The organism is Soonwooa sp. (assembly GCF_032062245.1).
Taxonomy (GTDB): Bacteria; Bacteroidota; Bacteroidia; order Flavobacteriales; family Weeksellaceae; genus Soonwooa.
On sequence record NZ_DAMBQF010000009.1, the window covers coordinates 12282 to 24842 of the forward strand.

Consider the following 12561-nt stretch of genomic DNA (forward strand, 5'->3'; position numbering starts at 1 on the left):
AATTAAATTTAAAATTGATTTCTATTGAGAAAAACAATTATTGAGCTTATTATTTTCTGTTTTAAAACAAATTCTGCCGAAAGACTTAAGATTCAAAATCATTATTAGAAAAATGTAAAAAAAATGACAATTTTCAGACTTTCAAAAGCTTATTCCTAGACTTTAGCTGAAACGAATTCCTTATCTTTGAAACTTAAATTCGTATTAAATGAATCATCAACCGGTAGAAGGATTTTCAAAATTATCCAAGCAAAGAAAGATAGATTGGCTTATCAGCGAGTATCTATCGAATGACAGAAGTTACGAACAAATTTTACAACAATATTGGAATAACGATCCCGATTTACAAAAACTACACGAAGAGTTTTCGGAAAACACGATTTCCAACTTTTATATGCCTTACGGGATTGCCCCGAATTTTTTGATTGACGGAAAACTTTTGGCGCTTCCAATGGCAGTTGAAGAAAGCTCTGTTGTTGCAGCAGCATCCAAAGCAGCAAAATTTTGGTTGGATAAAGGCGGTTTCAAAACAACCATTATCAACACAAAAAAATTGGGGCACACGCATTTTATCTTAAATGTTGAACCTCACAAACTTCAACATTTTTTCAATTTTAAATTAAAGAAAAAATTATTCGAAGCAACCGAAGATATTACTGCCAACATGAGAAAACGTGGCGGTGGAATTCTTAACATTCGTTTGATTGATAAGACGGAGGAAATGCCAAATTACTTCCAACTGAAAGCAAGTTTTGATACTGTAGACTCCATGGGTGCTAACTTCATCAACTCTTGTCTGGAGCAATTCGGAAAAACTTTGAAAGAAGAAGTAGCTAACGAAGCGGACTTTACACAAGCGGAAAAAGATTCGCTACAAGTTGTGATGAATATCTTGTCCAACTTTACACCAGATTGTATTGTTCGTGCAGAAGTTTCTTGCCCGATTGATGAGCTGAAGGACGACAGCGGCATTTCTAACGAAGAATTTGCATGGAAATTTAAACAAGCTGTTAACATCGCCGAGATCGAGCCTTATCGTGCAACAACGCACAACAAAGGCATTATGAACGGCGTCGACGCTGTGGTTATCGCAACTGGAAACGACTTCCGTGCAACTGAAGCTTGTGCACACGCTTATGCATCTCGCAACGGAAAATATTCGTCGCTGACACATTGTACGACAGACAATGGTATTTTTAGATTTTGGATCGATCTGCCAATTTCGGTTGGTGTTGTTGGTGGTTTGACCAATCTTCATCCTTTGGTTAAATTTTCTTTGGCGCTTTTAGGAAAACCATCTGCGCAAGAATTGATGAGTATTTTGGCGGTTTCGGGATTGGCTCAAAACTTTGGTGCGTTACGTTCTTTGGTGACAACGGGAATCCAAAAAGGTCATATGAAGATGCACTTGTTTAACATTCTTAATCAATTTGGAGCAACCGAAGAAGAGAAACAACATTTTGTAACCTACTTTAAAGATAAAACGGTGAGTCACCACGAAGTGATTGCAGAGTTAGAAAATTTAAGATCAAAAAAATAAGAATATGTTCGGACTCGGATTATCCATCTTTATATTAGGATTCGGCATCTTTTTAAAAGTGACAAAACATCCTGGATTTGCACCTAGCAAAAGATTTGCATGGCTTTTTATAATTCTCGGCATTTTAACAACAGCGGGGAAAATATTTTTATTAATGACTCAAAAATAAATTTAAAAAATGAAAACATTTACATTAATATTTGGTGCATTTTACGGAATGCTTTCGGTGATATTAGGCGCATTTGGCGCACACGCTTTTAAGAAAATACTTTCTGTAGAACGTCTAGAAAGTTTCGAAACTGGAGTTAGATACCAAATGTACGCTGCATTTTTTCTTTTAATTGTTGGATATATTTTAAAATTTGATACTGGAAGTCACAAATGGATTTCGTTAGCTATGATTATCGGGACGTTTTTGTTTTCGTTCAGTATTTATTTTTTGAGTTTTCAAGATTATTGGGGTGTTAATTTAAAATTCTTAGGTCCAATTACACCACTTGGCGGGCTGTTTATGATTATCAGTTGGGCAATGTTGATTTGGTATTTTGCAAAGAATAAAATTTAATTAATAATAATGTTCTTTTTCATTTTCGGAATTAACTCCAAACCTGTAGCTAAAGAGGAGCGAAAAATCACGAAAAATGGATTTCCCGTTAATGCGATAATCACGGTTTACAAAAAGTATATTGAGTTATTTTTTATTCCGATTATCCCAATTGGAAAGGATTATACTATGTATATTCCGCACTCGGATGAGTATTTTGAAACGGGAACATTTTCGAAAATGCCTAACGAATATTTGCAAATTTGTAAAGAAGTTGGCGCAAAGTATTAATCCTATGTTAAATGTCAAATTAAAAATTTGAGTTTAAATTATTTTATTCCCTCAAATTTATTAAATTTGTAAATCTTAAAAATTGTAAATAAAACAATAAAAATATTATGAATCTTCACGAATACCAATCTAAAGAGATTTTATCAAAATACGGTGTTGCGATCCAACGCGGTATTGTTGCGAATAATGTTGATGAAGCTGTAGCTGCTGCTGAAAAATTAACTGCTGACACAGGCGCACAAGCGTGGGTAGTTAAAGCTCAAATCCACGCAGGTGGTCGTGGTAAAGGTGGTGGTGTTAAGTTCTCTCCTAACATGGATAAGCTTAAAGAAAACGCTAACAACATCCTAGGTATGCAATTGGTAACGCCTCAGACGTCTGCAGAAGGTAAAAAAGTACACTCTGTACTAATCGCTGAAGATGTATATTATCCAGGTGAGTCAGAGACTAAAGAATTTTATGTTTCTGTATTGCTAGACAGAGCGCAAGGGAAAAACATGATCGTATATTCTACTGAAGGTGGTATGGATATCGAGCACGTTGCTGAAGTAACACCACACCTAATCCACAACGAAGTTGTAGATCCAGCTGTAGGTCTTCAGGGTTTCCAAGCGAGAAAAATTGCTTTCAACTTAGGATTAGAAGGTACAGCTTTCAAAGAGTTTGTTAAATTTATCACGTCGCTTTACAATGCTTATGTTGGTATCGATGCATCTCTTTTCGAAATCAACCCTGTTCTTAAGACTTCAGATAACAAAATTATCGCAGTTGATGCCAAAGTATCTTTGGATGACAACGCATTATTCCGTCACAAAGACTTAGCAGAACTTAGAGATAAGAGAGAAGAAGATCCAACAGATGTGGAAGCTGGCGACGCTGGTCTTAACTTTGTGAAGCTAGATGGTAACGTTGCTTGTATGGTAAACGGTGCTGGTCTTGCAATGGCAACTATGGATATCATCAAATTATCTGGCGGTAATCCTGCTAACTTCCTAGACGTTGGTGGTACTGCTGATGCACAGAGAGTTGAGACGGCTTTCAACATCATCTTGAAAGATCCAAACGTAAAAGCTATCCTTATCAATATATTCGGTGGTATCGTAAGATGTGATAGAGTTGCACAAGGTGTTATCGACGCTTACAACAGCATCGGAAACATCCCAGTTCCATTAATCGTGAGATTACAAGGTACTAACGCTGAAATCGCTAAGAAGATGATTGACGATTCTGGACTTAACGTTCACTCTGCAATTACTCTAGAAGAAGCAGCTAACAAAGTAAAAGAAGTTTTAGGAGCATAATTCTAGAATTTTTAAAATAAATGAAAGCCTCCAGATGTTAATAATCTTGGAGGTTTTTTATTTATTAAATATTTTCTAACTTTAAAACAAAGTTTAGTTATGAAATATTTTTACCTATTATTAAGTTTATTTTCTGTCTCTGCAATTGCTCAAAAAGCACCAAGTTATGGCATTATAGATTTCAACTTCATAACAGACCATGTTGAAGACACTTATAATAACGACACATGGCTTAAGGCTGGGATGTAACCGCTTTTGACAATACTGGAGAATTTAATTTCAAGCGCTTTCCGTACGGTGGAATTACAAATCTTGATGGTTCTATCAGCCTTGATAATTGGGATATGAAATATTTAAGAATTAAATCTAATGACGGATCAGCATTTAAGTTTAATTCGATATACCTAAAACCTGACACCAATCTTTATGCTACATTCAAAGGATTTTTAAAAGGTGTTGAAGTTGCAACCGCAAATTTATCATTTAGAAACCCTGAACGTTGGTCAAGTTTTTCTGTTGAAGAATATCCCACATTTGGAAATTTTGACGAAATAAGAATTATTTTAAATGTAACAACTTACTTCGTTGGAATTGATAGCATTGATATCTCTGCACAATTTTTATCAACAACTGAAATCAAGAAAACACCAATATTAGTAGTTTCTAAAAATAATGAACTGATTATCAACTCTACTCTTGAAACAAAAATCAAAATTTATAATTCAACAGGAAAGTTAATAATGAATCAAAATCTACAAATTGGAAAAAAACCTTTAAAACAGAACACCTTCCAAAAGGAATGTATTTCTTACACTACATAGAAGACAGCAAAATCTACAATCAGAAATTTATAATTAAGAATTAGTAGCGTCTGTAGAAGGCGCATGGTTTTCCAAGCTAATGCTTGTCGGGCTTGAAAATCTAATGCCGCGTTTTGTCATTTCATTTTTAATAGAAACAATAGCATTGCTTTTAAGAACATTTGGACTAGAACCAAGCTCAACCAAAAATTTTGCTTGCACCGTAATAAGACCACCATTCAGATTTGTAAATAAAACTTCTGGATGAATTTCTTTTGCTTTATCAAGATTAGAAATTACAGTTTCTATACCTTCTTTAACTTGGTCTAAATCTTCCTCCATCGGGATTTCAAAATTAAGAATAACCTTACGTTGTGGTGAAGCTGTGACATTATAAAATGGCGCATTAAAAATCACCTGATTCGGGACATAGACTTTTTTACCTTCGTCAGTTATTAATTTAGTCGTTAAAAAACCAATCTCTTGCACTGTTCCAGAATGATTACCGATAGTAATATAATCTCCTACTACAAAAGCTTTATCGATACCAACCAACATCCCAGAAAATATACTCGACACCAAATCTTTTAGTGCAACCCCAGCGATAACCCCAGCAACACCCAAACTTCCTAAAAATTTAACAAAGAAACCGCTAAAGCCCATAATCTCTAGGGAAATAAAAGTCCCCATGATCATAATCAAAAAGCGAAATACACCGACTAAAGTCGTGACAGATTCTACTTTACTTTTCGGAAAAGCTTTATGGAACAGTCTTACTGCAACCTTGCTTAAGTATTTACTAGTACTAAAAAAGAAAAAGAATACAAGCAGACCAACAATCAAATTCGGTGTAATCTCTGCAAGACGCACATACCAAGCTTTTAGCACACCATAGACCAACTCTATATACGAAACAGTTTGTTCTCCCATAAAATAATTTTGAATTTTGGTAACAAATAAAATACCATTTTTTGATCAAATAAGATTTAACAATTATATCTGAGCAAACTCGCACAAAATAAGCTCAAAAACTATTATCTTTATCAAAAATAATTCAAAAAATATCGCTTTCTAAAAATTGGACTCAAAACAGAAAGAATTTTCTCAACTTATCAAAGGCAACCAAGGTCTTATCATAAAGGTATCGAGGTTGTACACCAATTCTTTAGAAGACGAACAAGATCTCTTCCAAGAGATTGTTTTGCAATTATGGCGTTCTTACGACAGCTTCAAAGGAAATTCTAAAATATCAACTTGGATGTATCGTGTAGCGCTTAACACTGCCATAACTTTATTCAGAAAAAAAAAGAAATCACCATTAACCAGCGAGCTAGATGAAGTCCACTTCGAGTATGAGCAAGAACAAGATGACGAAAAGCAAGCGCAAATTTCGTTACTCTATAAAGTCATAAAACTTCTCCCAAATGTAGAACGCGCCATTGTTATGATGTATATGGACGACGTATCTTACAAAGAAATCGCCGAGACATTAGGGATTACAGAAGTTAATGCCCGTGTAAAAATGAATAGATTAAAAAAGACGCTAAAAGAATTAATGACGCAACATGCCTAACAACGACTTTAACATAGATGACCTAAAATCGGTTTGGCAGAACCAAAAAGTAGAAGAAGCCTATCAGCAATCTGACATCGAAGCCATGCTTAACACAAAATCTAGAAATTATGTGAAGTATCTTCTTTGGATAAGTTTGTTAGAGTTTTTTATATTTATCACATTGCTTATATATTCTTTAGTCTCCAAAGACGATCATGTTAACTTCCGCGAAATATTATCAAGATTACACCTACAGAATCAAAACGAGATTCTTCATACGATGGACAAAATCTATTTAGTAATCAAAATTTTGAGTCTTAGTTTAACCAGTATTTTTGTCTATCTATTTTATAAAAGTTATAGAAGGATCAGCGTTGAGGATAATCTCAAACAATTTATCTTACGTATTATCAGTTTTAAAAGAAAAGTTAATGCATTCATTATCATCAATGTAATACTATTAGTGGTCTACATTGTTTCGTTCAGTATTTATCTAAGTATTGTTATGGGAGAACAAAGCGTACAACTCAGCGAAACAACCAAACTAGGCTTCATCATTGGGATCATTGTCGCATTACTTCTTAGTATCTTATTAATAATACTTTACTACAAAATTTTCTATGGAATATTATTAAAACGTCTTAGCAAAAATCTAGAACAATTACGACTTATCGAAACTGAAAAAGAAAACCAATGATCAGCTTCTATAAACTACAAAAGTCAGCTTTTTAGAAAAATTAAAATGCTTATCTTTGTAGCCAAATAAAGTTCTTTGAAATGCTTGGAAGACGACAAATCCGTGAAAAAGTAATAGAAAATCTCTATTCATACTACCAAAACCCCATTAGACAGGAGACTGTAGAAAAAAATCTCATCAACGAAATGAGCAAAATCTACAACCTGTACATCTATCAACTTAATTTTTTAGTAGCATTAAAACATGTTGCCGAAAATCAAATTGAAATTGGTAAAAACAAATTTATTAAAAACGATAGCGACATCAATCCGAATCAGAAATTTGTTAGAAACCAAGTTTTAGAAAGTCTAGAAAACAATGAAGAACGTAGAAGCTTCACGGACAAACACAAAGAACTAATCTGGGACTTTAACGACGAAGTTCTTGTTAAAACTTTCCAAAGAATAAAAGCCGGAAAACGTTACCACGAGTACATGACCAGCGAAGAAATTTCTTTTGAAGATGATCAAAAATTCATTGGAAAATTATTTCTAAGATATGTTGCCGAAAACAACGATCTACACGATAGATTCGAAGAAATGGAAATGAGCTGGGCAGATGATTATCACATCTCTAACTCGATGATCCAGAAGACTATCGGTTTCCTAAAAGAAGACACACCTAGCCATACTTTAGTAAAAGCAATCAAGGATGATGAAGATGAAGAATTTGCAAAAAAACTTCTTCGTCAAAGTCTTAACAATTGGGAAGATTCAGAAAAGAAATTAGAAGAAAGATTGGTTAATTGGGAGCTAGACAGAGTTTCTTTAATGGATAAAATCATATTGGTAGCAGCCATTACAGAGATGGATTATTTCCCACAAACGCCTTCCAAAGTTATCATTAACGAATATATTGACATTGCAAAAGTCTACGCAACCGAGAAGTCAAACATCTTTATTAATGGTATTCTGGACAAGTATAGCAAAGACAAAAACAGAGCATAATTCTTAATACCAATATATTATGAAAAGATCATTTAAGTATCTAACCATCGCAGCAATGGCAATCAGCATTGTTGCTTGTAAAAAAAAGGACGAAACTACAGTTGTAGAAGACAATAGTTCGGCGGTTGTAGAAAACCAAACAACACCACTTGGCGTTGATGACCACGCTGGACACGTGCATGCAACACAAGAAGATGCAATGTTGGAAGAAGCTCAAAAAAACCCTTTAACAACAGTAGCTCTTAAAGAATCTGATTTTTCTTTTGGTAAAATTAAAAAAGGAGATGTTGTTAGCCACGTTTACGAGATCACAAATACTGGTACAAAACCTTTAATTATTTCTTCTGTTAAACCAGGTTGCGGATGTACTGCTCCAGACTTTACAAAAGAACCAATTCTTCCAGGGAAATCAGGAAAAATTACACTTAAGTTTGACTCTGGAGATTTTGATGGTAATGTTGCAAAAGCAGCTGACGTATATGCTAACGTAGAAAAAGCACCTATCAGAATCGGCTTCACAGCAGAAATAACTAACTAAAATTAAGAACAGATGAACATGATGACAATATTTTTGCAAGCACCAGCAGGACAATCTATGACACCAACATTAATTATGATGGGTCTTATGTTCGTAGGATTTTATTTCCTAATGATTCGTCCGCAAATGCGTAAGCAAAAGCAAGAAAAAACTTTCCAAGAAGCTCTAAAACCAGGAGCAAAAGTGGTAACAACTTCGGGTATGCATGGGACAATCTTTAGCATCAATGATGATGGTGTAGTATTGGAAACATTATCTGGAAAACTAAAATTCGAGAAGGCTGCAATCTCTAGAGACTTTACAGCTGCACGTTTCCCAGAAACTCTTGGTATTACTAAAAAGTAAGATTTAACTTATTTAAAATACAAAAAAGCCTTTCAAAATTGAAAGGCTTTTTTGTTATCAACAATTAGTATCAAAAATCGTGCAAACTTTATTGCATTCAAGAAAAAAATTGTAAATTCGTAACGCTGATGTATGCCATTAGCAAAAAAAGATATGCTGAAACAAAATTTACAACTTAAACTAGGTCAAAAATTAGCCCCACAACAGATTCAATTGATGAAGTTGATTCAGCTTCATACCTTAGAATTTGAAGAAGAGTTAGAGCGCGAATTGGAAGAGAATCCTGCTTTAGAAAAAGTTTCGGATAGCGATAGAGAAGACGACTATCAAGATTCTGGAGAAAGTGATTTTGATGACGAAGGCAACGAAAGCATCGAAACAGATTTTGATGTTGACGAATATCTTTATGATGACGAACCAAGTTACAAAACAGCATCTAGCAACTATTCTGCTGACGATGAAGAGTTCGACAATCAATCTTTGTTAACAGAAGGTCAAAGTCTTTACGACTATCTTTTAGAGCAAATTAGGTTAGCTAAGATAGATGGAGAAGATCTACAAATTGCTGAATATCTTATCGGAAACCTTGACAACGATGGTTATCTTCGTCGTGAAATCAAATCGATTGTTGACGATTTAGCTTTCTCGCAAGGCATTTATACCACAGCAGAAAACGTCACCGAAATCCTTGAAAATTATGTTCAGAAGCTAGATCCAGCTGGTGTTGGTGCGCGTGATCTTCGCGAATGTCTTTTGCTGCAAATTGAGAAAAAAGTAAGTGCAGATCCTGCGGTTAGTTTGGCAGCCAATATTTTAAGAAATCAGTTTGATGCGTTAAGTAACAAGCATTACAACAAGATTATTCAGAAATACGACATCGAAGAAGAAGATCTTAAGGATGCTTTAGAAGTTATTTCAAAATTATCACCAAGAATCGGCGGCAACTTTGACACGCAAACGATTACGATTAACCAAGAGATTATTCCGGACTTTGTTATTCAGATCAAAGACAACCAAGTTATCCCAATGCTGAATAGCAAAAATGCTCCTACTCTGCGCGTGTCGGAAGAATATAAAGAAATTTTAACAACCTATTCTCATGATAAAAAATCCGCAGAACACAAACAAGCAGCGCTGTTTATTAAACAAAAATTAGATGCTGCAAAATGGTACATCGACGCGATTAATCAACGTCAAAATACACTTTTGCAAACCATAACTGCCATTGTTAAACTTCAGAAAGAATACTTCTTAACTGGTGACGAAAAAAACATCAAACCAATGATTTTGAAGGATGTTGCCGACATTACAGGTTTTGACATTTCGACGATTTCTCGTGTTGTTAAAAGTAAATACGCGGACACGCCTAACGGAATTGTCTATCTTAAAAATCTATTCTCTGATAGTTTGACAAACGACGATGGTGAAGAGGTTTCGACTAAAGAAATTAAAAATCACTTACAAGAAGTTGTCGACAACGAGGACAAGAGAAAACCTTTGACAGACGATGCTTTGGTTGGTATTTTAAAAGAAAAAGGCTACAACATTGCACGTCGTACGATCGCGAAATATCGTGAGCAACTCAACATTCCAGTTGCTAGACTTAGAAAAGAATTATAAAATAGAGCGCTTCATTTTTGAAGCGTTTTTTTCATCCTATTACATTTATTTAAAACCTAAACATTTAAGAAAAAGTTTACAAAAACTTAAAAGCATTCTCCAAAAAAGCTTTCATTTCTGTATTTTTTTTACTATTTTTAAACAATACTAAATAAAACTATGTTAGACTTTTTACAAGGAATGGACTCTTTGCAGCAAGCCTTTTGGTGGATTGCGATTGCAGCGAGTTTAATTTTTCTAGTTCAGACCATTTTAACGCTAATCGGTAGTGATGCCTCAGACGGAATCAATGCTGATTTTGACGGAAACCTTGACCACGCCGATGCGCCTTTCCAGTTATTCTCGTTCAGAAACTTGGTTAATTTTTTACTTGGTTTTGGTTGGGCTGGTGTAGCATTTTATCAAACAATTACGAACAAAACATTTTTGGTTATTGTCGCGGCTTTGGTTGGTTTGGTTTTCATTGCGTTATATTTTGTCATTATCAAACAAATCCTAAAACTGTCCGAAGACAACACTTTTGACATCAGCAAATTGATTGGTAAAAGTGGTGAAGTGTATTTAACAATACCTTCTGAAAAATCAGGTCAAGGAAAAGTTTTAATTTCACTTAACGGGACCAACCACGAGTTGACAGCAGTTTCGGAAACCGAAGCGATCCAATCTGGAAAACTTGTAAAAGTGGTTCGTATCGAAGACAAAATTCTTATTGTTGAAAAAATTTAAATAAAACTATAAAATGATTGATGGAATTAATGGGACTTTTATCCTAATTGTAGTACTCGTCTTTGTACTATTCGTAACCTTTATGGCGCTTATCTCGCGGTACAAACGTTGTCCGTCGGATAAAATTTTGGTAATCTATGGTAAGACTGGCGGCAGTTCTGCGAAATGTATCCACGGTGGTGGTGCTTTCGTTTGGCCTGTCATTCAGGATTTTGCTTATTTGGATTTAAAACCAATTTCTATTGAAGCCAATTTGACCAACGCCCTTTCTCGACAAAATATTCGTGTCGATGTGCCTTGTCGTTTCACCATCGCGATTTCTACAGAGCCAGATAGCATGGGAAATGCAGCGGAAAGATTGTTAGGTCTTTCTCCGGAGCAAATTCAGGAACTTTCTAAAGATATCCTATTTGGTCAGTTGCGTTTGGTTATTGCAACAATGACGATTGAGGAAATTAACTCTGACAGAGATAAATTCTTAGATAACATTTCTAAAAACGTCGATACCGAATTAAAGAAAATCGGTCTAAAACTTATCAACGTTAACGTTACCGACATCCGTGATGAGTCTGGCTACATCGAAGCTCTTGGTAAAGAAGCTGCTGCTAAAGCGATTAACGAAGCGATTATCTCGGTTGCTGAACAAACTAAAATTGGTGAAACTGGTAAAGCAATCGCAGACAGAGAAAAAGACACACAAATTGCTGAAACACAAAGAGATCGTGATGTAAAAATTGCGATTACTCAAAAAGATAGAGAAATTAGTATTGCATCGGCTGGCAAAGATGAAGCGATTGGTAAAGCAGAAGCTGAAAGAGACGCACGTATTGCGACTTCGGAAGCTAACTCATTAGCGATTAAAGGGGAAAACGAAGCGAAAATTACGATTGCAAATTCTGATGCTGAAAGAAGACAGCGTGAAGCTGAAGCTTTGAAAATTGCAATTGCAGCAGAAAAAGTACAGGCAGCGAAAGCTTTGGAAGAATCCTATTTAGCGGAACAAAAAGCAGAAACTGCGAGAGCAGAAAGAGAGCGTTCTACACAACAAGCCAACATCGTTGTACCTGCGGAGATTTCGAAACAAAAAGCCATCATCGATGCAGAAGCAGAAGCAGAAAAAATTAGACTTCAAGCGAAAGGTGAGGCAGATGCAATCTTCGCAAAAATGGAAGCTGAAGCGAAAGGTCTTTACGAAATTTTGACTAAGCAGGCAGAAGGTTACGACCAAGTTGTTAAAGCAGCTGGTGGCGACACCAATAGTGCATTCCAATTATTGTTGATTGAAAAACTTCCTGAATTGGTTAGAACGCAAGTTGAAGCGGTTAAAAATATCAAAATTGATAAAGTTACTGTTTGGGATGGCGGCAACAATCCTGAAGGAACAACCTCAACAGCGAACTTCGTTTCTGGTATGATGAAAACTGTTCCACCACTTAATGATCTATTCAATATGGCTGGACTTAATCTTCCATCCTATCTAAAAGGTGAAGACGAAAAAACAAAAACTATCGAGACAAAATCGGTTAAAGTGGTTAAAAAAGAAGAACCACCAAAGCCTGATGATTCTTCGGAAGAAAATAAAGCATAACAAAAGCGCCTTTCAAATAATTTTGAAAGG

Annotated in this window: 15 protein-coding genes; 14 read left to right on the forward strand and 1 reads right to left on the reverse strand. The window is 35.2% G+C overall.

The window, feature by feature from the left end; all coding sequences use genetic code 11:
• Window positions 1-208 precede the first annotated feature (208 nt).
• From RT037_RS06700 to RT037_RS13850, 6 genes are all read left to right on the forward strand, one after another.
• The gene (locus tag RT037_RS06700; RefSeq protein ID WP_313029203.1) at window positions 209-1540 is read left to right on the forward strand and encodes a hydroxymethylglutaryl-CoA reductase, degradative; all 1332 of its coding nucleotides are present in this window, start codon (window positions 209-211) and stop codon (window positions 1538-1540) included.
• A gap of 178 nt (window positions 1541-1718) precedes the next feature.
• A complete protein-coding gene (locus RT037_RS06705; protein WP_079667447.1) occupies window positions 1719-2105 on the forward strand; it encodes a DUF423 domain-containing protein in 387 nt (128 codons plus the stop codon).
• A gap of 9 nt (window positions 2106-2114) precedes the next feature.
• A complete protein-coding gene (locus RT037_RS06710; RefSeq protein WP_313029207.1) occupies window positions 2115-2375 on the forward strand; it encodes a hypothetical protein in 261 nt (86 codons plus the stop codon).
• Window positions 2376-2482: 107 nt separating this feature from the next.
• Window positions 2483-3676, forward strand: a complete 1194-nt coding sequence (gene sucC, locus RT037_RS06715; RefSeq protein WP_079667445.1) for an ADP-forming succinate--CoA ligase subunit beta — start codon at window positions 2483-2485, stop codon at window positions 3674-3676.
• Window positions 3677-4020: 344 nt separating this feature from the next.
• Window positions 4021-4497 carry a hypothetical protein gene (locus RT037_RS06720; protein ID WP_313029211.1) on the forward strand — a complete coding sequence of 159 codons (477 nt, stop codon included), beginning with the start codon at window positions 4021-4023 and terminating at the stop codon, window positions 4495-4497.
• A complete protein-coding gene (locus RT037_RS13850) occupies window positions 4476-4541 on the forward strand; it encodes a hypothetical protein (RefSeq protein ID WP_374329154.1) in 66 nt (21 codons plus the stop codon). The genes RT037_RS06720 and RT037_RS13850 overlap by 22 nt, the downstream gene beginning before the upstream one ends.
• Here the strand turns inward: RT037_RS13850 and RT037_RS06725 are convergent.
• Entirely contained in the window at window positions 4531-5406 is an 876-nt protein-coding gene (locus RT037_RS06725) for a mechanosensitive ion channel domain-containing protein (RefSeq protein WP_313029213.1), read from the reverse strand. The two genes, RT037_RS13850 and RT037_RS06725, sit on opposite strands and share 11 nt — an antisense overlap.
• Before the next feature lie 148 nt (window positions 5407-5554).
• Between RT037_RS06725 and RT037_RS06730 the strand changes: the two genes are divergently transcribed.
• From RT037_RS06730 to RT037_RS06765, 8 genes are all read left to right on the forward strand, one after another.
• Window positions 5555-6049: a sigma-70 family RNA polymerase sigma factor gene (locus tag RT037_RS06730; RefSeq protein WP_313029216.1), complete on the forward strand. Its 495-nt coding sequence runs from the start codon at window positions 5555-5557 to the stop codon at window positions 6047-6049.
• The gene (locus RT037_RS06735) at window positions 6042-6728 is read left to right on the forward strand and encodes a beta-carotene 15,15'-monooxygenase (RefSeq protein WP_313029218.1); all 687 of its coding nucleotides are present in this window, start codon (window positions 6042-6044) and stop codon (window positions 6726-6728) included. Before RT037_RS06730 ends, RT037_RS06735 begins: the two co-directional genes overlap by 8 nt.
• An 80-nt stretch (window positions 6729-6808) precedes the next feature.
• A complete protein-coding gene (nusB, locus tag RT037_RS06740) occupies window positions 6809-7714 on the forward strand; it encodes a transcription antitermination factor NusB (RefSeq protein WP_079667440.1) in 906 nt (301 codons plus the stop codon).
• A gap of 19 nt (window positions 7715-7733) precedes the next feature.
• The gene (locus RT037_RS06745) at window positions 7734-8252 is read left to right on the forward strand and encodes a DUF1573 domain-containing protein (protein ID WP_313029221.1); all 519 of its coding nucleotides are present in this window, start codon (window positions 7734-7736) and stop codon (window positions 8250-8252) included.
• A gap of 12 nt (window positions 8253-8264) precedes the next feature.
• Window positions 8265-8597, forward strand: coding sequence for a preprotein translocase subunit YajC (gene yajC, locus RT037_RS06750; RefSeq protein ID WP_079667438.1), 333 nt, complete (start codon window positions 8265-8267; stop codon window positions 8595-8597).
• Between the two features lie 153 nt (window positions 8598-8750).
• Entirely contained in the window at window positions 8751-10217 is a 1467-nt protein-coding gene (gene rpoN, locus RT037_RS06755) for an RNA polymerase factor sigma-54 (RefSeq protein ID WP_313029226.1), read from the forward strand.
• 159 nt (window positions 10218-10376) lie between these two features.
• Complete coding sequence (locus RT037_RS06760) at window positions 10377-10943, forward strand: NfeD family protein (RefSeq protein ID WP_313029227.1); 567 nt, start codon at window positions 10377-10379, stop codon at window positions 10941-10943.
• A gap of 13 nt (window positions 10944-10956) precedes the next feature.
• Window positions 10957-12531, forward strand: coding sequence for an SPFH domain-containing protein (locus tag RT037_RS06765; protein ID WP_313029228.1), 1575 nt, complete (start codon window positions 10957-10959; stop codon window positions 12529-12531).
• The last annotated feature ends 30 nt before the right edge of the window (window positions 12532-12561 follow it).

What these genes read in the sequence shown, in the direction of transcription:
- RT037_RS06700 (WP_313029203.1), top strand. Translation starts at nt 209, where the DNA reads ATGAATCATCAACCGGTAGAAGGATTTTCAAAATTATCCAAGCAAAGA.
- RT037_RS06705 (WP_079667447.1), top strand. Translation starts at nt 1,719, where the DNA reads ATGAAAACATTTACATTAATATTTGGTGCATTTTACGGAATGCTTTCG.
- RT037_RS06710 (WP_313029207.1), top strand. Translation starts at nt 2,115, where the DNA reads ATGTTCTTTTTCATTTTCGGAATTAACTCCAAACCTGTAGCTAAAGAG.
- sucC (WP_079667445.1), top strand. Translation starts at nt 2,483, where the DNA reads ATGAATCTTCACGAATACCAATCTAAAGAGATTTTATCAAAATACGGT.
- RT037_RS06720 (WP_313029211.1), top strand. Translation starts at nt 4,021, where the DNA reads ATGAAATATTTAAGAATTAAATCTAATGACGGATCAGCATTTAAGTTT.
- RT037_RS06725 (WP_313029213.1), bottom strand. Translation starts at nt 5,406, where the DNA reads ATGGGAGAACAAACTGTTTCGTATATAGAGTTGGTCTATGGTGTGCTA.
- RT037_RS06735 (WP_313029218.1), top strand. Translation starts at nt 6,042, where the DNA reads ATGCCTAACAACGACTTTAACATAGATGACCTAAAATCGGTTTGGCAG.
- nusB (WP_079667440.1), top strand. Translation starts at nt 6,809, where the DNA reads ATGCTTGGAAGACGACAAATCCGTGAAAAAGTAATAGAAAATCTCTAT.
- RT037_RS06745 (WP_313029221.1), top strand. Translation starts at nt 7,734, where the DNA reads ATGAAAAGATCATTTAAGTATCTAACCATCGCAGCAATGGCAATCAGC.
- yajC (WP_079667438.1), top strand. Translation starts at nt 8,265, where the DNA reads ATGAACATGATGACAATATTTTTGCAAGCACCAGCAGGACAATCTATG.
- rpoN (WP_313029226.1), top strand. Translation starts at nt 8,751, where the DNA reads ATGCTGAAACAAAATTTACAACTTAAACTAGGTCAAAAATTAGCCCCA.
- RT037_RS06760 (WP_313029227.1), top strand. Translation starts at nt 10,377, where the DNA reads ATGTTAGACTTTTTACAAGGAATGGACTCTTTGCAGCAAGCCTTTTGG.
- RT037_RS06765 (WP_313029228.1), top strand. Translation starts at nt 10,957, where the DNA reads ATGATTGATGGAATTAATGGGACTTTTATCCTAATTGTAGTACTCGTC.